21 protein-coding genes are annotated in these 22,568 nt (G+C 45.2%); 11 read left to right on the top strand and 10 right to left on the bottom strand.

Annotated elements, in window-relative coordinates; translation table 11 throughout:
• Positions 1–555: 555 nt before the first annotated feature.
• Positions 556–762 (bottom strand): hypothetical protein, encoded by a 207-nt coding sequence (locus tag B1A85_RS14085; RefSeq protein ID WP_104547535.1) that lies wholly within the window; start codon positions 760–762, stop codon positions 556–558.
• Positions 763–1,026: 264 nt separating this feature from the next.
• Here B1A85_RS14085 and B1A85_RS14090 point away from each other — a divergent pair, with 264 nt between their 5' ends.
• From B1A85_RS14090 to B1A85_RS14100, 3 genes are all read left to right on the top strand, one after another.
• Positions 1,027–1,410, top strand: a complete 384-nt coding sequence (locus tag B1A85_RS14090; protein WP_104547536.1) for a helix-turn-helix transcriptional regulator — start codon at positions 1,027–1,029, stop codon at positions 1,408–1,410.
• A gap of 162 nt (positions 1,411–1,572) precedes the next feature.
• Positions 1,573–2,265, top strand: coding sequence for an MBL fold metallo-hydrolase (locus tag B1A85_RS14095; protein WP_104547537.1), 693 nt, complete (start codon positions 1,573–1,575; stop codon positions 2,263–2,265).
• 38 nt (positions 2,266–2,303) lie between these two features.
• Positions 2,304–2,858 carry a rhodanese-like domain-containing protein gene (locus tag B1A85_RS14100; protein WP_104547538.1) on the top strand — a complete coding sequence of 185 codons (555 nt, stop codon included), beginning with the start codon at positions 2,304–2,306 and terminating at the stop codon, positions 2,856–2,858.
• A gap of 256 nt (positions 2,859–3,114) precedes the next feature.
• On the opposite strand, the gene B1A85_RS14105 is transcribed toward B1A85_RS14100, so the two are convergent.
• Positions 3,115–3,780, bottom strand: a complete 666-nt coding sequence (locus tag B1A85_RS14105) for a Fe2+-dependent dioxygenase (protein ID WP_104547539.1) — start codon at positions 3,778–3,780, stop codon at positions 3,115–3,117.
• Between the two features lie 99 nt (positions 3,781–3,879).
• On the bottom strand, positions 3,880–4,074 hold the full coding sequence (locus tag B1A85_RS14110; RefSeq protein WP_104547540.1) for a hypothetical protein: 195 nt from the start codon (positions 4,072–4,074) through the stop codon (positions 3,880–3,882).
• 532 nt (positions 4,075–4,606) lie between these two features.
• On the opposite strand from B1A85_RS14110, the gene dnaK reads away from it, so the two are divergent.
• From dnaK to B1A85_RS14135, 6 genes are all read left to right on the top strand, one after another.
• Positions 4,607–6,496 (top strand): molecular chaperone DnaK, encoded by a 1,890-nt coding sequence (gene dnaK / locus B1A85_RS14115; RefSeq protein ID WP_104547541.1) that lies wholly within the window; start codon positions 4,607–4,609, stop codon positions 6,494–6,496.
• A gap of 120 nt (positions 6,497–6,616) precedes the next feature.
• Positions 6,617–6,808: a hypothetical protein gene (locus B1A85_RS23640; protein WP_146087183.1), complete on the top strand. Its 192-nt coding sequence runs from the start codon at positions 6,617–6,619 to the stop codon at positions 6,806–6,808.
• Complete coding sequence (locus B1A85_RS14120) at positions 6,789–7,790, top strand: DnaJ C-terminal domain-containing protein (RefSeq protein WP_104547542.1); 1,002 nt, start codon at positions 6,789–6,791, stop codon at positions 7,788–7,790. Before B1A85_RS23640 ends, B1A85_RS14120 begins: the two co-directional genes overlap by 20 nt.
• The gene (locus tag B1A85_RS14125; RefSeq protein WP_104547543.1) at positions 7,787–8,122 is read left to right on the top strand and encodes a chaperone modulator CbpM; all 336 of its coding nucleotides are present in this window, start codon (positions 7,787–7,789) and stop codon (positions 8,120–8,122) included. The genes B1A85_RS14120 and B1A85_RS14125 overlap by 4 nt, the downstream gene beginning before the upstream one ends.
• 78 nt (positions 8,123–8,200) lie before the next feature.
• Entirely contained in the window at positions 8,201–8,599 is a 399-nt protein-coding gene (locus B1A85_RS14130; RefSeq protein ID WP_104547544.1) for a hypothetical protein, read from the top strand.
• A 479-nt stretch (positions 8,600–9,078) separates the two neighbouring features.
• The gene (locus B1A85_RS14135) at positions 9,079–9,312 is read left to right on the top strand and encodes a DUF2905 domain-containing protein (RefSeq protein WP_104547545.1); all 234 of its coding nucleotides are present in this window, start codon (positions 9,079–9,081) and stop codon (positions 9,310–9,312) included.
• Between the two features lie 330 nt (positions 9,313–9,642).
• Here B1A85_RS14135 and B1A85_RS14140 read toward each other — a convergent pair whose 3' ends face one another.
• From B1A85_RS14140 to B1A85_RS14160, 5 genes are all read right to left on the bottom strand, one after another.
• Entirely contained in the window at positions 9,643–11,505 is a 1,863-nt protein-coding gene (locus B1A85_RS14140) for a chloride channel protein (protein ID WP_104547546.1), read from the bottom strand.
• Positions 11,506–11,658: 153 nt separating this feature from the next.
• On the bottom strand, positions 11,659–12,873 hold the full coding sequence (locus B1A85_RS14145; protein ID WP_104547547.1) for an HhoA/HhoB/HtrA family serine endopeptidase: 1,215 nt from the start codon (positions 12,871–12,873) through the stop codon (positions 11,659–11,661).
• 674 nt (positions 12,874–13,547) lie between these two features.
• Entirely contained in the window at positions 13,548–15,185 is a 1,638-nt protein-coding gene (gene groL / locus B1A85_RS14150; protein ID WP_104547548.1) for a chaperonin GroEL, read from the bottom strand.
• A 105-nt stretch (positions 15,186–15,290) separates the two neighbouring features.
• Positions 15,291–15,602 carry a co-chaperone GroES gene (groES, locus tag B1A85_RS14155; RefSeq protein ID WP_104547549.1) on the bottom strand — a complete coding sequence of 104 codons (312 nt, stop codon included), beginning with the start codon at positions 15,600–15,602 and terminating at the stop codon, positions 15,291–15,293.
• Between the two features lie 165 nt (positions 15,603–15,767).
• Positions 15,768–16,286 (bottom strand): Hsp20/alpha crystallin family protein, encoded by a 519-nt coding sequence (locus tag B1A85_RS14160; RefSeq protein WP_104547550.1) that lies wholly within the window; start codon positions 16,284–16,286, stop codon positions 15,768–15,770.
• A 620-nt stretch (positions 16,287–16,906) separates the two neighbouring features.
• Between B1A85_RS14160 and B1A85_RS14165 the strand changes: the two genes are divergently transcribed.
• A complete protein-coding gene (locus B1A85_RS14165) occupies positions 16,907–17,977 on the top strand; it encodes a glycosyltransferase family 4 protein (protein WP_104547551.1) in 1,071 nt (356 codons plus the stop codon).
• A gap of 647 nt (positions 17,978–18,624) precedes the next feature.
• On the opposite strand, the gene B1A85_RS14170 is transcribed toward B1A85_RS14165, so the two are convergent.
• Positions 18,625–19,386, bottom strand: a complete 762-nt coding sequence (locus B1A85_RS14170; protein WP_104547552.1) for a photosystem reaction center subunit H — start codon at positions 19,384–19,386, stop codon at positions 18,625–18,627.
• Positions 19,387–19,969: 583 nt separating this feature from the next.
• Between B1A85_RS14170 and B1A85_RS14175 the strand changes: the two genes are divergently transcribed.
• Positions 19,970–20,491: a phosphate-starvation-inducible PsiE family protein gene (locus B1A85_RS14175; RefSeq protein ID WP_104547553.1), complete on the top strand. Its 522-nt coding sequence runs from the start codon at positions 19,970–19,972 to the stop codon at positions 20,489–20,491.
• 18 nt (positions 20,492–20,509) lie between these two features.
• Here B1A85_RS14175 and ftsH read toward each other — a convergent pair whose 3' ends face one another.
• Positions 20,510–22,462, bottom strand: coding sequence for an ATP-dependent zinc metalloprotease FtsH (ftsH, locus tag B1A85_RS14180; protein WP_104547554.1), 1,953 nt, complete (start codon positions 22,460–22,462; stop codon positions 20,510–20,512).
• Positions 22,463–22,568: the final 106 nt, after the last annotated feature.

Consider the following 22,568-nt stretch of genomic DNA (forward strand, 5'->3'; position numbering starts at 1 on the left):
ATCTTAGACTTATTTGTGTGAGGAGTGAACTGGATTGAAAAGGCTCTTGGGATCGAAACACGGAAAGTTCCCAAGAGCTTACTCTTTTGTTTTATGCGTTTTATGCAGTGGCTGCTACGGGTAATTTTGTCACTTTCTACGCTATCCACGACCCAGGAATTTTCGTTACTTCCTCAAATCCATGCTTTTTAAGCAGACTCGCTGTAATTGAAGCACGGAAACCGCTACCGCAATATGTTGCTATTTCTTATATTCCTCTAAATGAGCTACAAAGATATGCTTTGCTCTTGGAGCAGTACCATTTTGATATTCATCATCACCGGGAACATCTAGCACCAAGATACCAAGATTGTCTATGTGTTGGTGCAACTCGTGTACTATCCGCTCAACAACGTACTGTAAAGGTGAACCCACATTCGCCAAGTTGTCATGCCATCATGCAGATAACCACCTAAACGAGCGTACCCAAGGCGAAACCATGTTCAGTCGCAAGTTTTACATCACATTCGCTTTCCATAACCAGTAACACAGTTTTGTCAGGATCGATCGTCTAGTCTAGCTAGTTGGAAAACTCTGAACCCAGTGCAATATCGAACGCGCATCGATTACCGTAACGTTTGGTTGTTGCATCGCGTGTTGAAATTCTTTCGGTGTTAATGGTTGCAATCTAGGAACGCAGACCATCACTTCAGCACCTTTAGCGTTTACTTTCTTAAGACGTGCATAGTAATGTGGTGGTTCTGGTATGTCCCGACCGCCCACTCCACAAATTCAGTTTAGCTACGTTCCTGCAACGCAGGATTGTAAATAGCACTCGTTACTAATTATACTATGGCAGCGATCGCTGATTGACTTAACGTACGCTAAACCTGCACCATGTAATCATATAGTGAGATATATCTCAGGTAAGGTTCGTACCAAACGAGCCAGGCGGTTAAACTTGCGGTTGTGGAGATTTACGCGATCGCTGCATCAAAATCGTGTTATTATATGAGTAATTGGCTATATAACAATTTCTAATTTACTATGACACAGCAATCAAGCAAAGCAAAGCAAATTACAGATGAAACCTCTTTGCTATCGCCAGCAGCGTTAGGGCTAGTCGCTGAGTTCTTTAAGGTTCTATCTGAAGTGAGCCGTTTGCAAATTGTTTGCTCGCTCAAGTCAGGAGCCAAAAATGTCAGCGAGATAATTGAAGCAACAGGGTTAGGACAAGCTAACGTCTCCAAGCACCTAAGAATCCTTACGCAAGCAGGTATTGTCTCCCGCGAGCAGCAGGGTGTATGCGTTTACTACGAAATCGCTAATCCCATTTTATTTGACCTTTGCGAGATGGTTTGTGACGCACTCTCAACTCAAATCTCTCAGCAAAGCGAACAACTAGAGCAGTTAAGTTTGCTTCGCTCTTGATACAGCGTTAGTACGTACAAAAATTACCAGTATGGTAAAGTTGCTATTTTTGTCTTTTTTGTTTACTATATAGTAATATAATAATTGATCGAAAGATATTGCCAATGGTTTTTATAATCTAGGCGCACAGTACTGAATTCTCAACAATCGGAGTCAACGCAGATGCTATTTCGTCAACTATTCGATCAAAATACTGGAACCTATACTTATCTAATTGCCTCTCAATCAAAAGACGCAGTACTTGTCGATCCCGTTGTGGAGCAAGTCGAGCGCGATCGCAAGCTGATTGAGGAACTCGGTCTAACATTACGCTATTGTCTCGAAACTCACATTCACGCTGACCATATCACGGGGACTGCAAAACTTCGCGAACTCACAGGTTGTCAGGGAGTTGTCCCCGAAAACGCAAATGCAACTTGTGCAGATCGCTTTATTCGAGACGGAGAAACATTGCAGATTGGTGATGTTCGCATTCAGGCGATTGCAACTCCTGGACATACCGATAGCCACTTCGCCTATCTCATCAACGACACGCATTTATTAACCGGCGATGCACTGTTTATTCGCGGTTGTGGGCGCACCGATTTTCAAAGTGGTAATGCAGGAACGTTGTACGACTCGGTAACACAGCGACTATTCACTTTACCAGACGACACGTTAGTTTATCCAGGACACGATTATCGCGGACACACAGTATCCACGATTGGAGAAGAAAAGCAGTGGAACCCGCGATTTGTAGGACGCACGCGCGATAGTTTCATCGAGTTTATGAATAATCTCAACTTGCCTAATCCTCAAAAGATTATGGAAGCAGTTCCCGCAAACGAACGCTGCGGTAATTTACTAGCAGTATAAAAATACACGCTCAACTTGTATACACTTAGGAGAAATTTATGATTACAACTAAAAGAGTAGGCGATCGCCTACAAACCGTTGACGCTCAAACTTTAAAACATTGGCTGGACGCAGGTACAGTCGATCTCATTGATGTCCGCGAACCAGCAGAATATGCAGGCGAACACATTCCTGGTGCTATCCTCCTTCCTCTATCCAAATTTGACATTAGTCAAATACCAACAAACACTCACAAAAAATTAGTTTTACATTGTCAATCAGGCAATCGTTCAGCGCAAGCTGCACAAAAATTACTTGCAAACGGGGTTGAGCAAGTGACTCATCTTGAAGGCGGACTTACAGCTTGGAAACAAGCTGGTTATCCCACAGAAGTAAACAAAAACGCACCAATTAGCCTCATGCGACAAGTTCAAATTGTTGCAGGATCGCTAGTCTTACTTGGCACTTTACTGGGTGCATTCGTTTCTCCCTGGTTTTTAATTCTCAGTGGCTTCGTTGGTGCAGGATTAACATTTGCGGGAATCACAGGAAACTGCACGCTAGCAATGCTCCTAAGTAAACTTCCCTACAACCGTAATATTCCATCCAGTTGAATAGTGATAACAAAAACGGTCAGTAAAGGTGAAGAGTGTCTGGTGACTAGTCACTAGTAGATAACCAATAATCTGGTTATCTAGCCGAAGATGATACGATGAAAGACTAATAGCAATGGTCTGGACAATCGGGCAGTTGACTATTTTCATTCGCGATCGCTGCTATAGCAATCGAACAGAAGGTTATGACATTCTAAAAGCTCAAAAACCTTCTCTAGTTGGCTTTTCACCCTGACCTCTGACCCCTGCCATAACATTAAACCTCAACCCATTTGCGAAGCAAGTTTGCATGCGATTTACAAATAAGATCGAATTCTGGTGTTTTACCGTATTTCTCATACATAACTTGTTTGACCGTATTCAACTCAAATAAAATCTCGCGTTCGCCAGGATCGCGGATGAAGCTTTGTATCCAGGTTACCGCAGCCAGTCGAATTCCAGTTTTCACAACTTCAACGCGATGTAAAGTTGTAGAAGGATAAGCGATCGCTGAACCCGCAGCCAGTTTAAAAGCCTGTTCGCCTAATGAAGTTTCAATGACAAGTTCGCCACCTTCATAGGTGTCTGGAGGATTCAGAAACAGAGTTAACGATACATCTGAACGCATTGACGGTGTCCCCATTAATGCATTATCAATGTGATAACCGTAGTACATCCCTGGCTCGTAACAACTAAATAATACGGGACGTATTGCTTTTGGATGTACCGCAGCTTGAAACAACTGATTGCGTTGTAGTGCTTGCTCGACGATTGACCGCAATTCCTGTGTTATTGCGGTTTTCCCTAAAAGTTGCGTATTATTTTTTACTTCTTTTGCGTGCCATCCCGCTGTGAGTTTACCATCAACAAACTCAGCATCTTTCAGTTTAGCGTTGATTTGTGCAAGTTCTTCAGGAGTAAGAACATCGATACATAAAATCATAGCGAATATAATGCGCGATCGCAGACATTAACATGTTATGCAGGACAATTATGCATAAGTATCAAAGATAACTGCCCTGCATCAGCTGGTTATTTTCGGTTAGTTTTCGCCGCCTTCACCAGCTTCACCCGCTTCACCAGCCTCTCCACCAGGAGTTGGTTGCGTTTGTGTTGGTTGTGGTGTTCCTACTTCACCCGCTTCACCACCAGGAGTTGTTGTTGTACCACCGTTACAAGCTGAAACAGTAGCAGCAAGCCCTAGTGCAAGAAACATTTCAATTGCTCTGGAACGCACGATCGATACTCCTCAAATTCAAAACTACCTGCTTTATTATCCTAGTGGAGTGCAAGATTTTAACGGTGTTGCATAATAAACGATAAAAATAACGCTACAGAACCAGCCATGCTGTACCCTTATTGTCATAGAGATTGCTACAGTACTGTCGTTGATTAGAAATAATCTCTTCAATAGACTGGCTGTATAAATACTTAGCGAATTTACTCGCGACTAAATAAGCTTTATCCATCGTTGTGGACTTCCTCATCTCTACAGTAGAACAAGCATCGCGAGTTCGGGAACAGGAACCTATCGCATCTGAAAAACCGATCCCTTTCACTTTTTCAAAGTCTTACTATTGATGGATAGACACTGGTATTTAATGATGGTGCTTTTCCAATATTATTTTTTTTGTCATCGGATGCCGCATTGATATCAGGAGTTGACACAATTTTAGATAACCTGCATTTTTCTGCATACAAATCGGGTGGGAGTGACCAAACCAAGTTCAGCAAGATTCAATTGATGAATTTTCAGGAGGTTACTAACGATGGCAAAAGTCGTTGGAATCGACTTAGGAACAACAAATTCCTGTGTTGCCGTCATGGAAGGCGGGCACCCCGTTGTGATTGCTAACGCTGAAGGTAGCCGTACGACTCCATCGGTAGTTGCTTATACCAAAACGGGTGATAAGTTGGTAGGGCAAATTGCTAAACGGCAAGCCGTGATGAACCCTGAAAACACGTTTTATTCAGTAAAGCGGTTCATTGGGCGCAAGTATGATGAAGTCACAGGCGAATCCAAACAAGTTTCTTACAAGGTGCTGCGCGATAGCAACGGCAACGTCAAACTCGACTGCCCAATTCTCAAGAAACAGTTTGCTCCCGAAGAAATCTCAGCAGAGGTACTGCGAAAACTAGTAGATGACGCGAGCAAATATATAGGCGAACCCGTCAAGCAAGCCGTAATTACTGTTCCTGCATATTTCAACGATTCACAGCGGCAAGCTACCAAAGACGCCGGACGCATTGCGGGAATTGAAGTATTGCGAATCATCAACGAACCAACTGCTGCGGCGCTAGCCTATGGACTCGATAAAAAGAGCAACGAGACTATTTTAGTCTTCGACTTAGGAGGCGGTACTTTTGACGTGTCCATCTTAGAAGTGGGTGAAGGTGTATTTGAGGTGAAATCCACCAGTGGCGATACCCACTTGGGTGGCGATGACTTTGATAAAAAGATTGTTGATTGGCTAGCAACAGAATTTCAGCGCAACGAAGGTGTTGACCTGCGCAAAGATAAGCAAGCTTTGCAACGTCTTACTGAAGCTGCCGAAAAAGCCAAGATTGAACTGTCAGGGGCAACACAAACAAACATTAACTTGCCCTTCATCACAGCAACGCAAGAAGGTCCTAAACATCTAGACATGACGCTGACGCGATCGCAGTTTGAGCAAATGTGCAGTGACTTGCTCGATCGCTGCCGGATACCCGTCAATCAGGCTCTGCGCGATGCTAACCTCACAGCTGCTGACATTGATGAAGTCGTATTAGTTGGTGGTTCAACGCGCATTCCGGCTGTACAGCAATTGGTACGGCAAATCACAAATAAAGAACCGTGCCAGGGCGTGAACCCAGATGAAGTCGTTGCAGTAGGTGCAGCAATTCAAGCGGGAGTATTGGCAGGCGATGTGAAAGACATCTTGCTGTTAGACGTGACGCCCCTATCACTAGGTGTAGAAACGTTGGGCGGCGTGATGACCAAAATCATTTCCCGCAACACGACAATTCCCGTCAAAAAATCCGAAATCTTTTCCACGGCAGCCGACGGGCAAACGAACGTAGAAATTCACGTCTTGCAAGGCGAGCGGGAAATGGCAGCCGATAACAAGAGTCTGGGCACCTTCCGGCTCGATGGCATTCCCCCAGCACCGCGCGGTATCCCGCAAATTGAGGTGACATTTGACATTGATGCCAATGGCATTTTGTCCGTGTCTGCAAAAGATAAAGCTAGTGGTAAAGAGCAATCAATTACCATCACAGGTGCATCAACGCTCGATAAAGCTGAGGTTGAACGCATGGTCAAAGATGCAGAACGCAATGCCGCAGAAGACCGCAGACGACGCGATCGCGTGGATACAAAGAACACCGCAGATTCTGTTGCCTACCAAGCCGAGAAGCAACTCAAAGACTTGGGCGACAAGGTGCCAAGTGCCGACAAAACTCGTCTAGAAGGTATGATCCAAGACCTGCGGCAGGCGATCGCACAAGAAAACTACGACCGCATGAAATCGCTCACTAACGATATCCAACAAGCCCTCATGCAGATTGGCAGTGCCGTTTATGCTCAAGCAGGTAGCACCTCCACAAGCAGTAGCAGTTCTACCAACGGCAAAGGCGGTGACGATGTCATCGATGCTGACTTTGTCGAACACAAGTAAGCTGTGAAACATTTAAGTTGCGAGTTTAGGCGGCAGAAAAGCTTCAGATGCAGGAGTTGACCCCAATTCCCGCTGCGTTCAGCAAATTTGCAGCCAACAGCCTCGAACTTCGACTAGAACTTGTCGATAGATATCAGGCGATCGGTGGGAGCCTGGCTAGAAGCTGCTAGTTACTGTGTTTGTGCGGTAAATGCAGGCACTGCCGATCGTCGGCAGTGTACCGTTTACTTCAGCTTTTCCAGAAAGCGAGCCACCCGTCTTAAGTATCCAACTCTAATCTCAGGAGGTGTCGATGGCTGCAACGGATTTTAAAGACTATTACGCAATTCTAGGCGTAAGTAAAACTGCAACGCCAGAGGAAATCAAGAAAGCCTACCGGAAATTAGCGCGGAAATATCACCCCGATCTCAATCCAGGCGATCGCGAGGCGGAAGCACGGTTTAAGGAAATCAACGAAGCCCACGAAGTTCTCTCTGACCCAGAAAAACGCCAGAAATACGATCAGTTTGGTCAATACTGGAAGCAAGCCGCAGCTGGTGCAGCTCCTCCGACAGGCGCAGCTGGCTTTGAAACGATGGATTTTGGTCAGTACGGCAGCTTTGATGATTTCATTAATGAGCTGCTAGGACGGTTTGGTCGCGGCGATCGTCGCACGGGACGGCGAGTGTATACCTACCGCACCACCACAGAACCAGAGAGCTTCCGGTATGTAGAATTTGGCGGTGAAGATCCTTTTAGTCGCTTCACTGATATTTCTACACAGGATACAGAAGCCGCGATCGCGCTTACCTTTGCCGAAGCGTTTCACGGCACCCAAAAACGTCTCCAAATCGATAGTGAAACTATCACCGTTCGCATTCCTCCGGGAGCCAAATCCGGCAGTCGCGTCCGCGTCAAAGGTAAAGGGCAGATGAGTCCCTTCAGTCAGCAACGAGGCGATTTGTATCTGACGATCGAGTTATTACCTCACCGGTTCTTCAGATTTGAAGGTGACAATATTACCTGTGAAATCCCGATCAGTCCAGAGGAAGCAGTACTCGGCACCCAAATTGACGTACCCACGCCCGATGGCAAGGTGACGATGACTATTCCTTCCGGGGTAGACTCTGGACAAACTCTACGGTTGCGAGGTAAGGGCTGGCGCGATCCTCAAGGCAAGCGGACAGACTTGCTGGTGCGGCTGAAAATTGTCACCCCTAAAGACCTCAGTTCCAAAGAACGAGAGTGTTATGAAAAATTACGGCAAGCTAGCAGTTTTAATCCCCGTTCTGGGTTAGCGGAGGTACAATTATGAGTTCCAACCCCAGTTTGTCTCTTGTCGTATCGTTGCCAAGAGGCGCGATCGCAGTTTCTCCACAAAAGGAAGTTCGCCTTTATAGCTTCGAGCAAGCTGCGTACTTTACCAAAACTTCCGTTGCCCTGCTTGAGCGGTTTGCCGCTCTCGGACTGATTGAACCTACCGAATCGATGCTGCGTCGCCAAGATCTGATTCGGGTGGTGAAAATTCAACGACTGCGTCGCGATCTGGGTTTGAACCTGGTAGGTGCAGCAATGGTGTTGGATATGGCATCTGAAATTGCACAACTCAAAGCTCAATTACGTGCCTATCGCACGGCTCAAAGTTAAACAAATTAAACAAGCTTCTTTTGTGTATTTCCTCTGTACAGTTTTTCCACTTAGCATCCCGCGCGGAGGATTAAAATTATGAATGAAAACACTCAAAACCAGCAATCTAGTATTGTTGTTAGTCCAGAGACAGATGCTCTAGTCGAACAAGCACAAGCAATAGCTGAACAAGATGCCGATCTCAAACAAGAAACAAAAGCTCTGGTAGAGGCAATCAAAAAGCGCGCCCAGGCAGAGATTCAAGCAGCTGAAGAACTCACTCGCGAGGCTTATCTATCGGCAGTGCGTCGAGCTAAAGAAGCGATCGCGCAAACACAACTTATTGCTCCCGATCGCATCGAACAATCGGTACAACGCATTCAACGAGAAACGCAGCAAAACTGGCAGTCAATTGTAAATGAAATTCATCAATTAGGCGATCGCCTTGGTGATGCAGCGAAAGCTGCTTGGGCAGCGCTAACGCGTTCTAAATCTTAGTTTCAACTTGGCAATCCGCATCCACTAGTTAGCAACTGTATTGCTGTCAATGTATTGAGGATGGAATTCTAGCAGCGATCGCCCAAATTGGACTCGCTCTTCTGCCGACTGCAGTGGCGATCGCTATACAGAACACTGGTATTTTGCCCACAAATCATGAATGGCGAAGAAGCAATTCCTTACATCCTGTTTTAGATTAGAAGTGGCGCTCATCAGCTGTGGAAAATTTTCTTGATACTGGCAATCTGGTAGTTCCGGCACTAAAAATTAGCAACTAACGTTTTGCAAATTCAAACCGAAATAAGTTTTATAATCTACATCTTTTCTGATTGTGTTCGCCTACTTATTTCTCATAGATACTTTGACATCGCTGTCAGCTTTAAAAATTGCATTATTTTATCCACAGGCAATTATCTTCAAGAGTCCTGAATTAACTATTATGGCAAATCGAAGACTCAAACTTTAGAGGAGACCCAGATATGATGTCTGAATTGGGCAAAACACTTGTTGTTATTGGATTAGGCATTTTTCTTCTAGGTGGCTTACTTTGGCTTAGCGGTGGGACGCTGAAAAACTTCCCTATTGGTCGCTTACCAGGAGATATTTTGATTCAAAACGGGCACTTTACCTTCTATTTTCCCCTGACTACTTGCATTTTGCTGAGCATTGGCTTGAGTGCTTTACTTTGGCTTGGGCAAGCTATCACCCGTTAGTTTCCTTATCTACTAGTGAGTTTATAAATAAAGGAGACGCAATGTCACTTATAGCTAGTATGTCAACGAGGTAATTCTTACCGAAGACTACTTAGGTTTATTATTTTGTTACTGACTAGAAACTCTCTTTGGATTTTCACCTTCCAAGCAAATAAATTAAAATTAAAAGCTCATCGTAAGAGTAAGCTACCAATTGTAGTGCAAGTTGACTCAATTAAGATCATGCTACCGCTAAATAAGACTTGATATGGCGGCAGCGCTCGTTATGGAACAGTGAAGTTTTTGTTTATCTACATGTTCCAGTATTTTAGGCAACGCGGTCATCTTCCACTAACTATTTGCTAAATAAGGTTGAAGCGCGGCTTCTGTCATTGCTAAATTGCTAGCCAAGGCAATTCGATGTTGCTCAATGACACCTAAAACTTTTCGAGGATTATCCCGTGCCACGACAGGTAACAGATAAAGTCCTCTGGCTCCCATTCGCTCTAATGCTTCTAAGACCGGCTCATCTTCGTAAGCATAGAGAACCTCTGCGGTACAAATGTCGTTAAGGGTTTGGGTAATTTCATTCTTTTGATGCGATTCACTGGCAGTTTGGACGACTGCCCGTCTAATATCAGCTAGGGTTACAATTCCAAGCAGTTGCTCAGTTTCATCTAGGACTAAAGCAGTATGGCATTTATTTTGAAGCATTGTCTTTCCTGCCTGCAGCAATGACATTGATGCTGGCAGTGCTAGATACGATCGCTCCATCACAACTGCAATTGACACTTGCTGCAATACCTCAAATTCATTCTGGGGTTGCAAGTTTACGCCCATCTGCTGTAGGTTCAATCCCTGAATTGCTTGGCTAGATTTGAACAATTCCACACCCCAAACACTGACCCCAACAGCTGCCATCAAGGGTAAAACAATTAGGTAATTCTGCGTCAATTCAAATAGTAAGAGAATCGAGGTAAGAGGAGCTTTGACGCTGCCAGCTAATACGGCTGCCATTCCTACCATGGCATACGCAGGAGGTGGAGCAATTTCTGACAGTTCAGGAGGTAAGATCGCGAGCAAGCAATTTCCGTAGATTGCTCCTAGGCACGCTCCTAAAAACATTGCCGGAGCAAAAACTCCCCCAACTAAGCCACTGCCCAAACTAATCGATGTCGCGATCAGTTTTGCTACGAGTAACACACCTAACAATGACAAGGGAAAGCGATCGCCGCACAGAATAGCTTCGAGCACTCCGTAGCCAATTCCTAGAATTTGAGGCAATTGCAGCGCTATAACGCCAATGCAAGCACCGCCAACAACAGGATGCAGTGCTTTAGGAAGCTTTCCCAGCCAAGCAAAACCCACCACTTCCCCTTGGAAACACGCCTGAACTAATTTGATCGCTTGGGTGTAAATGGTGGAAACAACGCTAGCCAGCAATCCTAAGCCAACGTAATATATCCATTCCCAATGACTTAAAACTTGATAGACAGGTAGCTCGAATGCAGGGTGAATGCCCAAGAGAGTCTGAGCAATCAGCGCAGAAATCACTGCAGACAGCAAGATGAGGCTGGCGGCTGGTGTTGTAAATGCGGTGCCAAGAACGACCTCTAGCGCAAAGAAAACTCCAGCAATGGGCGCATTAAAGCCCGCGGCTAAACCTGCTGCTGCACCTGCACCAATCAGCAATCGATATCGATCTTTGGAAACTTGAAACGATTGCCCCAACAGAATGCCGATATTTGAGCCAAGCTCCACGCTCGGTCCTTCAGGACCCAAAGAAGCTCCTGTTCCTAAAGAGACAGCAGCTGCTAATAGTTTGATTGCAGGTCGCAGCGGTGAAATTTTCTGTACCCTAGTGCTACTAAGTAGCGCAGAAAACTCTTGCCCTAAAAAGTCTGGAAAACGCCAACGCAGAAATCCAACAACCAAGCCGCCTAAGATAGGAATAAAGGCTAATGTCCAGCTTCCCCAAACCAACATTTGCCCCATGAGGGTTTTAAACGTTAGGCTTTGGCAAAGCTCGATAGAGTATTTGAACAAGACGATCGCTAACCCTGAACCACCCCCAATTAACAGAGCAGAAGCGATCGCTAAAACTTCTGACGATGGTTGTAGACGATTGAGAAGACTCGTCAGGCGATCGCTTATAGAAGGAGGTTTGAATCGTTGGGGCTGTAGCACCCTTGAGGTAGAAACTGTTGTTGTCATTGGCAAGTAGAAGCTATCAGGGCTAAAAAGTCCTCTCAAATAGGGGGTGGTTAATCCTCCGGCTTTTTTGCGTTGCCACAGGATGACAGCCTGCCCTTGTAGTTAATTGTCAATTAAGAACTCAAGTTTTGTCTGCTTAATTATGTTGACCTTTTACAGACGAGGTGCATCCTGTAACTCTCCTGGACGAACAGTTAATGACAAGATTTGTTCGCCGCGTTGCACTTGAAACCGCAATGGTTGACCAATACGGCTGTTTTCGACTGCGACTTGTAACTGTTCAGCCGTCGTTACAGGTTTGCCATCGATTTCGACAATGACATCCCCTCGGCGCAAGCCTGCCGCAGCAGCTGGACTTGAAGGCATGACTTGTACTACAAGCACTCCTCTAATTTCTGGTACGGTGAAAGGCGTATTGGGGTCGCGGTTTGACTGTTTCGCTAACTCTGGGGTAAGCGTCAGCATCCGAATCCCAATGTAAGGGTGAGGGATTTTTTCGCCGCGAGCGAGTGCGTCTTTAATTGCCTTGGCTTTATCAATCGGAATCGCAAACCCAATTCCTTGAGCTTCTGCGCGAATCGCGGTGTTGATGCCAATGACTTCGCCGCGAGCATTCAAAAGTGGACCGCCAGAGTTACCAGGATTGATTGCGGCATCAGTTTGTATGAAGTCTAGACGCTTGTCAGGTATACCTGCCTGAGCGCTGGAACGATTGAGGGTACTGATAATTCCTAAAGTTACAGTATTGTCTAAACCTAAAGGGTTACCAACCGCGATCGCCCAGTCTCCTACCTGCACTGACTGCGAATTTCCCAAGGGAGCTGTAGGCAGGTTTTGTCCGTCAATTTTGACGACGGCTAAGTCTGAAGGTTCGTCAATTCCCCGAACATCTCCTCTAAAGCTGCGCCCATCCTTGAGCGTCACTTTCACTGTGTCGGCACCGCTGACAACATGAGCGTTGGTGAGTATCATACCGTTGCGGTCAATAATAAAGCCTGACCCCTGCCCCCGCAGGTGATACTCTTGTGGCAGTCTAGGAAAAATGTCCTCGCCGAAGAAACGGCGAAAGAAAGGGTCGTCAAAGAAGGGATCGGGGTAATTTGTTGCAATCGTGCGCTCGGTGTCGATTCGCACTACAGCCGGTCCAACTCGATTGACAGCAGTAGTCACAAAGCTGCGGTTATTGTCGTCGGATTGCACCTCAGACGCAACTGCTTGCACCTCAGGAGTATTGACGAGATAGTTGGCAATTAATGGTGTAGGAAAGACCCGTACTGCAAGCAAAGTCAAGGCAATACTCAAAAGAGCAGTAAAAACATAGTTAGCAATTTGGCGCAGTGGTGGAAAGCGTTGTTTAGAGACTGACATAAAAAAGCGACCTCCGATTTATAGAGTCTTTAGCAAATAGCAGCAGATGTTGAGCATCAAGTGCGATCGCCTCGTGAATCCCCCATCTTAGGCACTTCAACTTTTGTTTTTTCAGATCGTAATGGATACAAAAAGTTTTATTGAGCCAATAGTATAAATGAGCTACCGCGTTTGCGATCGCCAGGACAATAATTAGGATTTGCAACAAGTACGAATATAAGCGCCAAAAAAGCCAATTAGGGTAATGCGAAAGTTCACCTTTCCAAACAAGGTAAAACTTCTAACATTACCCAATCCTGGAGAAAATTGAGTTAGACTCAACGTCTACCCATCAATTCACCTAGAGCGACTAGAACATTAAATTAACCGCGCTCCAATAAGCTCCAAGAAACATAAAAGTAGCAAGCCAAAGGATAAACTTGTTTGGACGTTGGAGATTAAAAGTCTTCATAGTTCGCCTCACTTATGTGTTTTATAGCGTCTGAGCTTCCTCGCTACAATTGCTATACGCAGTCAGTTGAGAACAAATTTGTGAAAACTCCTCACACCAACTCACAAATGAGAACGCTTTGTTAGAAGAAGGGGAAGATTAAGTTTTCCCCTATTTTCAACTTTCTAGTGACAGCACGACGACTGCATTGCTGTTTTCGTCTAGATGGAATGTTCAGTAATAATTAGTAATCGAGATCTTCGCCACCCATGCCAGCACCAGCAGGTGATTTAGCTTTGGGAGGTTCTGGTTTGTCTACAACAATGCACTCAGTCGTTAGTACCATACCAGCAATCGAAGCTGCGTTCTGTAGCGCGCTGCGCGTCACCTTAGCGGGGTCAACGATACCAGCTTCAAACATATCAACGAAGCGATCGTTCGCAGCATCATAGCCAACATTAAACTCTTTCTCCTTGAGACGCTCTGCGATAATCGCACCGTTTTGACCAGCATTTTCTGCAATGCGGATGAGCGGAGCATACAAAGCGCGAGTAACAATCATCGCACCAATGAGTTCTTCACTTTGTAAGTGATCCGCTGCCCAATTTTCCAATTGTGGAGCTAAGTGTACCAAAGTTGTACCGCCACCAGGAACGATGCCTTCCTCCACAGCAGCTTTGGTTGCGTTGATCGCATCTTCTAAGCGCAGCTTGCGGTCTTTCATTTCGGTTTCTGTCGCTGCACCTACTTTCACTACGGCAACACCACCAGCGAGTTTCGCAAGGCGCTCTTGCAGTTTTTCCTTATCGTAGGAAGAATCAGTTTCTTCGATTTGACGGCGGATTTGTTCGCAACGCGCCTTAACTGCCTTTTCGTTGCCCTCAGCAACAATCGTGGTGTGCTCTTTCGTAATCGTGACACGACGGGCTTTGCCCAGCATCTCCAGCTTGACGTTTTCTAGCTTCAAACCAGCGTCTTCTGTAATCACTTGACCGCCAGTGAGTACAGCAATATCTTCGAGCATCGCTTTGCGGCGATCGCCAAAGCCAGGAGCTTTTACCGCAGCAACGTTGAGGACACCACGCAGCTTGTTCACCACCAAAGTAGCCAAGGCTTCTTTTTCGATGTCTTCGGCAATAATCAGCAGCGGCTTACCACTCCGCGCCACTTGCTCTAGCACTGGTACTAAGTCTTGTACCAAGGTAATTTTCTTATCTGTAAGCAGGACGTACGGCTCTTCTAAAGATGCTTCCATCCGCTCAGTATCGGTAGCGAAGTAAGGCGAGATATAGCCTTTATCAAAGCGCATACCTTCGGTGATTTCAAGTTCGGTGGTCATCGACTTCCCTTCTTCAAGGGAAATCACGCCCTCTTTACCGACTTTATCCATCGCATCGGCAATCATCTGACCGACTTCTTCGTCGTTACCTGCACTGATTGCAGCAACTTGGGCGATCGCCTTCGAGTCATTGACAGGTTTAGCGTGTTCGGAGATGCGATCGAGTAAGTAATGAGTAGCTCGATCGATTCCTCGTTTCAGTGCAATGGGATTAGCGCCGGCGGCTACATTACGCAGTCCCGCCTTCACCATCGCATGCGCTAGAACCGTCGCTGTAGTAGTTCCGTCGCCCGCTGCATCATTGGTTTTTGCAGCTGCTTGGCGAATGAGGGATACACCGGTGTTTTCAATATGGTCTTCGAGTTCAATTTCTTTAGCGATCGTCACGCCATCATTAATAATCTGGGGTGCACCAAATTTCTTCTCTAGAACCACGTTGCGCCCTTTAGGACCAAGGGTAACGGCTACAGCTTCTGCTAAAATATCCATTCCTTTCTCTAGAGCACGACGTGCCTGTTCGTCATAAACAATTTGCTTAGCCATGAATTTCCTCCAGAACTCAAGAATTTTGATGCTGAAGACGACTTACGGAGTTTTATGACTTAATCAACAGCGAGTTAGAAGCTGGAAACTTCTCACTCTCAACTTTTAAGCAAGCGTTGCTAGAATGTCCTTTTCTGAAAGCAGAACGTATTCTTCGCTACCTAGCTTGATGTCGGTTCCGGCATATTTGGAGTAAAGGACTTTATCGCCAATTTGAACTTCCATCGTTTGGCGCGAACCATCGTCATTCCGTTTGCCAGGACCAACCGCAACGACTTCTCCGATTTGGGGCTTTTCTTTTGCAGTGTCAGGTAGAAGAATGCCACCAGCAGTTTTTTCTTCGGCTTCGTGTACTTTCACGAATACGCGATCGCCAAGCGGTTTTACCGTAGAAACGCTTAAAGCTACAGTTGCCATTTTCTATTTTCCCTTCTTACTTTAAATGTCAAGTTTTCCCAAAGTGACTCACTCTCATCGCACCGGGGCTGGGCAAGTTAGGATTCTACACAAGGATTGGTTTGACAAAAACTCAAGCGCTTCCCTGTCGCTTCCAGCCCCAAAACGCTGACTTTGATGATTACATCAAGTAGCAGTTGCCATAGCAGCGCTGCTCTCGCTTGACATTGACTCACTAGAAGCTTCTAAAGTAGTCGTTGGTGCTGCTGATGCCATCTCGCCGAGGTTGATTTTGACAACCCGATGACGATACTCTTCCGACTTAGGTAAAATTAAGGTCAGGATCCCATTAGAGAACTGTGCGTTAGCTTGCTCGTGCTGTACGGGTAAAGGCAGCGACACAACCCGATGAAACTTGCCGTAAGGAAATTCAGAACGGAAGTAGCCTCGATCTTCAGCACCTGCGGGATAATGACGCTCCCCTGCGATTGAGACAGTGTCGCGGGTTACTTGAATATCGATATCGTTGCGATCGATACCAGGAAGTAGTGCTCGCAAAATGAGATTCTCTGGGGTATCCTGCAACTCAACTGCTGGTACCCAATTAGAATACTCGTTACTTAATCTGAACTCATCAAATACTTGGTCAATTTGACGACGCAGGTTTTCCATTGCTTCTATTGGTTGCCAACGCCGGATCATCATAGATTTTCACCTCTACAACAATCTTGAGTTTCAAGTGAATTTAGGGATAGCAGGTTTAATACATTTGACCTTTCAACCAAACAACGTGATGAGTTAAATACTAAAAATTTATAGTGAGGTTGAAAGACTATCTCAAGTTGCTGCTTTTCGACATCTGCGTTTTGGTGATTTGTCACCTGTTCTTCTCAAAGAAATAGAGGAATACACCTTTTCAGAGTATCTAATTGAGCAGGTAACAGAAGCACCTTTACCAGATGTCATCATTTAGATTTGGATTAGCACTCTCCATATCTAGGTGCTAATCTAGCGAAGGAATTTGCGAAATGGCAAGCTACTTTCGTGTGTAGTTTTCCGAACAAAATATTTTTCGGATCTCCGTACTGCTAGGGAATTTTCAAAACTCTAAAGTTTTTATTAAATTTGATTAGAATCTTCTATGAATTTTTTTTATAAGTACAAAAAAAGAAAAAGCTTTGATGGTTAATCGTGAAGACTGCAAGACTAGTGGTAGTGAAGCCTGCTGCCGGAATTGAGCTGTGTTTACTTAATGAGTATTGAAGAGTAGCTAAAGAGCGTTCTCGATCTAATTTTACCCAGATTTGCAACAGGAGGAACGTGCAATGCGGATTGCCCAAGTAGCTCCGTTGTGGGAGCGAGTCCCACCTCCAGCCTATGGAGGAATTGAACTAGTTGTTGGATTGCTTACCGATGAGCTTGTCAGGCGCGGACATGAAGTCACCTTGTTTGCGAGTGGAGATTCGATTACGCTTGCTAAACTAGAATCCGTCCATCCCCAAGCACTGCGCCTAGATACCACAGTCAAGGAGTATGATGTCTATGCAATGCTACAACTGAGTAAGGTGTACGAGCGAGCATCAGAGTTTGACATTATTCACTCTCACATGGGTCATGCCGCGTTGCCTTACGCTAATCTGGTGAAAACGCCTACTGTCCACACGCTGCATGGCGTTTTTACTCCGGACAATGAGAAGTTATTTATGCATGCCCGCCATCAGCCTTTCGTCAGTATCTCTAACGCCCAGCGGGAACCAAAACTAAATCTGAACTATATCGCTACAGTCTACAACGGTATTGACTTAAATAACTACGAATTTTACCCGCGATCGCAAGATCCTCCTTATTTAGCGTTTCTGGGGCGACTATCTCCAGAAAAAGGACCGCATATAGCAATCGAAATCGCCAAGCGTTCTGGTTGGCGCTTGAAAATGGCAGGTAAGATAGATGTCGTCGATCGCGACTACTTTGAGCGCGAAATCAAACCTCACATAGATGGCAAACAGATTGAGTATCTTGGCGAGGCGAACCACGCTCAAAAATGCGAACTGATGGGCGGTGCAGTCGCTACCCTGTTTCCGATTACTTGGCGCGAACCGTTTGGCTTAGTAATGATTGAGTCAATGGCAACAGGAACGCCAGTAATTGCTATGGAACTCGGCTCGACACCAGAAATCATTGTTCGCGGACAGACAGGCTTTTTGTGTCGAACGATTGATGAGTGCATTGCAGCGATCGATAAAGCACCGCAGTTGAATCGTTTTGTTTGTCGAGAGCATGTCGTCAAAAACTTCAGCGTGCAGCGCATGACGGATGGTTACGAAGCAGTTTATCAGCAAATCCTTGCCGAGCGTTTTGCCCAAAATGGACGCGTTCAGAGTACGATTCGAGTGTAATTGCGTAGGTGGAGCCAGATGGTATCCACCCTATTTCTGATCTAGATATGTGGAGTTTGTGCAAGCACATAACTCTACACTTAGTTTGCTAAGGAAGATGTAAATACTTAGCGTACGACAAGCATATTCTTTTTGAGATTAGGCGAGGGAATTCTCAGAAGAATTAGCTTGCTTATATCAGCCGATAGCGATCGCAAAAGGCAAAACTTTCTTCAAGGTATAGCAGGGGTCAGAGGTCAGAGATCGGGGTTAACCCCCCTCAGAGGGATCGTTATAAGCTTCTACAATGTCCTAACTTTACTGACTAGGGCTATAACAACAGCGTAACGATGAGGAATACTGTTACGCAGCAAAGTTAGCGGCATCTTTGCTAAGAGTTATGAAGAATACTAGGTGAATCAACAGCAGTTTAGCACGAGAGTTCTACTACTGTAGAATGTACTATTCAGCTCCCGCAGGCAGCCTTACTGTTATTCATCCCGGTGAAATTCATGCTGTACGCAATTTATAAAGATTGCATGTCCTGCATTTTTGTCACAGGAATAGCAGCAGAAAATCTTAGGCACAGTGATGCCCAACCCCTCGTTGGATTTGGATAATATTGCGTTCTGCCTTTGGATAACAGGAAATCGCCTCAGCAATAGCTTTTATGATTTTTTGCTAGTGCGGTTCCATGCAGCATCGAGGGCGCGTTTGACACGCTCGCTTGCTCGGTTGAGACTCTGCTGAAAGCTTTCCCATTCGTCTTGCAGAAACTCGGTTGCTTGTTGCAAGGCATTTTTATCGTGCTGTCCAGACGCTGCAAGTTCGTCACTTACTTCTTTTATCTTCACGCGCACGACTTCTGGTCGATCGTGAGGTGATACTAGCGATTGAAGGCGGTGTGCGATCGTCTTGACCAAGTTTTTAACCTGTTGCGATTTTTCGCTCAAAAACCCCTTCAGTCCTTCTGGTTCGCTCTTGAGGCGTTCTTGCGCCCCTTCACGTAGCACGACCGCTTCTGCTTCAATGACTTCCACATCTTCTGGATACAACACTGCCCGTCCGCCAAAAGGAGCGGCAATATCTCCACTCAAGATAAATGCAGCGATGTTGCCAGTCTCCCAATCAAACAAAAAATCTTCTACCCATCCCAAAGCATCTGTCATCGACAAGCGGACTGGCAATCGGTACAGGCGGCGGAGATTGAGCGCGGTTTGAGGCAAGAGTGTAGGGCTGTAAGTTAATACCGCATCAGGACCAATAACAGACACTTGTTCGAGCGGCGTATATCCTTCGCTGGTGCCTAGGTAAACTACCTGACCGCGATCGTCAATCCAAACCTCTTCAACTGTACCGAACCGAGAGGCAGTGGCACTGTCTAATTCCATTAAACCAAGTATTTGGCTGCGACGTACAACATTAATCATGGCTTTGTTTTCCTCAAAATTCTCGTTGCTTTAGTTTGGTATACTTGCAAATCGAAGCTCTTACAGGTCTATCTAGCCATACCAATGCGCTACATTTACTACCTCATTATTCAAAGATGAGAGTTTATCAAAGGAATTGTTTTTCTCGGGTAATTCAAATATTGTTGAGTTGTGTAAAGAACGCTGTTTTTAGCCAAGTGTAAGCCAGGCAACAATCAGGAAGAAACATGCTAAATCGACTAAGGAGTTATTATTTTGTGTCAGCTAGGATTGTGAATTTTGTAGCAACATACTGCCGCTACCTTTTAGTTTAAAACTGTTAAGATTCTAGCAGATAGAGGGGTTTTCTTTATTTTCCTCCTTAAATAACTAAAGTAATTTTAGCATTATTTAGAAACTCAAATGCAATTATAATTGCGGTCATGCATGCTTGAAGCAAAACCAAGTAAATTACAACAAAATATGTAACATTCTGCGTACAATTTCTTAGAAATTAATTGCTATAACAAGCAGAGCAATATGTTTTTGAGAAGCCCCTTGGATTGAATTTTGGCGGAGAACGCTTTAGATAGGAGAAAACATTATGTCTACAAGCATTGATAGACAGCATAAGCAACGGCATCCGTGGTTTGAGTTAGAGCAAGTTATTCAGCGTTTAGAAACAATTCAGAATGTCATCGTAGTCATACTATCCATTGCTCTATTTTGTTTTATGGTCATTCGACTAGGAGATCTATTTCTCTCTATGCTGGTTCCGCTTGGATTCCAAAAAGTTACCTCTGACATTTTATTTATTTTGATTTTGGTAGAGTTATTCCGGCTACTGATTATTTATTTAAAAGAGCAACGAATATCTGTAGGAGTAGCGGTGGAAGTTTCAATTGTATCTGTGCTGCGAGAAGTTATTATTCGAGGAGCACTGGAGATTGCTTGGCAACAAATCTTGGCAATTTGCGCTTTTTTATTAGTTTTGGGAGGGTTGTTATTAATTCGCGCTTGGATGGCACGAATTTTCAATAGAATAGAAATGGAAAAAAAACAAGCTGTACGAGACAATCAAGTCGTTGAGGAAGATCGTTTACTGTTCGACGATATGGTTCGCTAAATCTATTAGGATAGATTTTCAATGATGTAGGGTGTGGTGAAGACTGTCTACTTGTAAGTGGGCAACACTTTCTAAGAGTTTACCTGCGTGCAGATACTGTGTTAATTCAGCTGGAGCGATCGCTAATTTAAGTTGTTCTTGTAGTTCAGATCCTTCCAAGACTTCCTTGTGTAAGAGAAGTTGGGCTGTTTCTTCTAGTAAGTTCTGGTTCGTCCTCAAAATCAATAAAGCCATCTGATGGGCACTTTCCACAATTTCCTGCACTTCTCGGTCAATCTCCTCAGCCGTTTTGGGACTGACTGGACGACGCGGGTTGCTAAAACCATCAAGAAACTGGCTTTGTTGAATTTTCTCAAAGGCTACAGGACCTAAATCATCACTCATACCATAAAGAGTGACAAACCGTTCAGCTAAGTCAGTTGCCTTCTGAATATCATCGCTAGCTCCTGTAGATATTCTGCGAAAAATCAGTTCTTCTGCTGCGCGACCAGCTAATAGAGTTGCAATTCGTCCGCGAATTTCATCCTCCATCATTAAAAAGCGGTCTTCCTCTGGCATCTGCACAGTGTAGCCTAAAGCACCCACTCCACGAGGCACAACCGAGATCTTCTCGACTTTTCCCGCACCAGGCATCAAGCTGGCGACGATCGCATGACCCACTTCATGATATGCAACGGTTTTTTTCTCAGTTTCATTCAAAACGCGAGATTTTTTCTCCAGTCCTGCGACAACACGCTCGATCGCTTCATTAAAATCTGCCATTGTCACCGCAGTGCGATTCTGACGCGCCGCCAGTAAAGCTGCCTCGTTGACAAGATTAGCCAAATCTGCTCCAGCAAAACCTGGGGTTCGCGCTGCAATCTTTGCCAGATCGACATCATCAGCAAGCTTCACATTCTTAACATGGACTTTCAAAATAGCTTCTCGTCCGTTTTTGTCAGGGCGATCGACAACAACCTGACGGTCAAAACGACCAGGGCGACGTAAGGCTGGGTCAAGGACATCTGGACGGTTAGTAGCAGCAAGGATAATGACACCTGTATTAGCATCAAAACCATCCATTTCTGTTAATAACTGGTTGAGAGTTTGTTCGCGTTCGTCATTCCCACCCATAAAGGGACTATTACCGCCACGAGACTTACCCAACGCATCTAATTCGTCAATAAACACAATACAAGGGGCTTGTTGCTTCGCCTGTTCAAACAAATCGCGCACCCGCGCTGCACCTACCCCAACGAATAATTCGATAAACTCGGAACCAGAAATACTAAAAAATGGCACCCCCGCTTCTCCAGCAATTGCTTTAGCAAGTAACGTCTTACCAGTACCTGGTGGTCCAACAAGTAACACCCCCTTGGGAATTTTGGCACCTATGCGGATATATTTATTCGGGTTTTTGAGGAACTCAACAATTTCTTGGAGTTCCACTTTGGCTTCATCGACTCCAGCAACATCGTCAAACTTGACTCCAGTACTGCCTTCTGAATAGATACGTGCTTTGCTCTTGCCTACGGTTAAAGCCGCTGGACCGCCAGCTTGACTGCGGCTAATCAGCCATCCCCAAATGCCAAAGAAGACCAAAGGAGGCACAATCCAACTCAGCAAAGTTGTAATCCATCCAGTATTATCAGGAGGTGGGGCGGCAAACTTGACTTGGTTCTCGCGCAGAATTCTTGGCAAATCAAGATCTAAAGCTATTGGTGTTGTTGTGAATACTCTAGGAGATTCTGATGGGTTATCGGATTTGAGCACGTACTGAATCCGATCCGACCCGATAATTGCACGGTCAACTTTCCCTGCTTCTACTTGATCGATAAAATCACTATAAGCAACTTCTGGATAGCGAGTGCCTAGACTGGGAATAATAGCTAAGTTAAATAGTAAAAGCGCCGTTAAAAAGATCAGAAAGCTCTCGCCGATCTGCCTTGGCTTTGGTAATTTTGGTGCATTGCGGCTGTTTTCTACTGGCATTTAGATCCGCTCCTGAAGTAATTAGTGTATATAGGACAAATGACACTGCCAAGTTCTGAATTGTCGTGCAACTGGATGAAATTGATCGCGCTAGTGAGGGCGATCG

The sequence above is a fragment of the Chroococcidiopsis sp. TS-821 genome (genome assembly GCF_002939305.1).
In the GTDB taxonomy this organism is placed as follows: Bacteria; Cyanobacteriota; Cyanobacteriia; order Cyanobacteriales; family Chroococcidiopsidaceae; genus Chroogloeocystis.

Coding starts and splice junctions, on each gene's coding strand:
- B1A85_RS14090 (WP_104547536.1), top strand. CDS start 1,027: ATGACACAGCAATCAAGCAAAGCAAAGCAAATTACAGATGAAACCTCT.
- B1A85_RS14095 (WP_104547537.1), top strand. CDS start 1,573: ATGCTATTTCGTCAACTATTCGATCAAAATACTGGAACCTATACTTAT.
- B1A85_RS14100 (WP_104547538.1), top strand. CDS start 2,304: ATGATTACAACTAAAAGAGTAGGCGATCGCCTACAAACCGTTGACGCT.
- B1A85_RS14105 (WP_104547539.1), bottom strand. CDS start 3,780: ATGATTTTATGTATCGATGTTCTTACTCCTGAAGAACTTGCACAAATC.
- dnaK (WP_104547541.1), top strand. CDS start 4,607: ATGGCAAAAGTCGTTGGAATCGACTTAGGAACAACAAATTCCTGTGTT.
- B1A85_RS14120 (WP_104547542.1), top strand. CDS start 6,789: ATGGCTGCAACGGATTTTAAAGACTATTACGCAATTCTAGGCGTAAGT.
- B1A85_RS14125 (WP_104547543.1), top strand. CDS start 7,787: ATGAGTTCCAACCCCAGTTTGTCTCTTGTCGTATCGTTGCCAAGAGGC.
- B1A85_RS14130 (WP_104547544.1), top strand. CDS start 8,201: ATGAATGAAAACACTCAAAACCAGCAATCTAGTATTGTTGTTAGTCCA.
- B1A85_RS14135 (WP_104547545.1), top strand. CDS start 9,079: ATGATGTCTGAATTGGGCAAAACACTTGTTGTTATTGGATTAGGCATT.
- B1A85_RS14140 (WP_104547546.1), bottom strand. CDS start 11,505: ATGACAACAACAGTTTCTACCTCAAGGGTGCTACAGCCCCAACGATTC.
- B1A85_RS14145 (WP_104547547.1), bottom strand. CDS start 12,873: ATGTCAGTCTCTAAACAACGCTTTCCACCACTGCGCCAAATTGCTAAC.
- groL (WP_104547548.1), bottom strand. CDS start 15,185: ATGGCTAAGCAAATTGTTTATGACGAACAGGCACGTCGTGCTCTAGAG.
- groES (WP_104547549.1), bottom strand. CDS start 15,602: ATGGCAACTGTAGCTTTAAGCGTTTCTACGGTAAAACCGCTTGGCGAT.
- B1A85_RS14160 (WP_104547550.1), bottom strand. CDS start 16,286: ATGATGATCCGGCGTTGGCAACCAATAGAAGCAATGGAAAACCTGCGT.
- B1A85_RS14165 (WP_104547551.1), top strand. CDS start 16,907: ATGCGGATTGCCCAAGTAGCTCCGTTGTGGGAGCGAGTCCCACCTCCA.
- B1A85_RS14170 (WP_104547552.1), bottom strand. CDS start 19,386: ATGATTAATGTTGTACGTCGCAGCCAAATACTTGGTTTAATGGAATTA.
- B1A85_RS14175 (WP_104547553.1), top strand. CDS start 19,970: ATGTCTACAAGCATTGATAGACAGCATAAGCAACGGCATCCGTGGTTT.
- ftsH (WP_104547554.1), bottom strand. CDS start 22,462: ATGCCAGTAGAAAACAGCCGCAATGCACCAAAATTACCAAAGCCAAGG.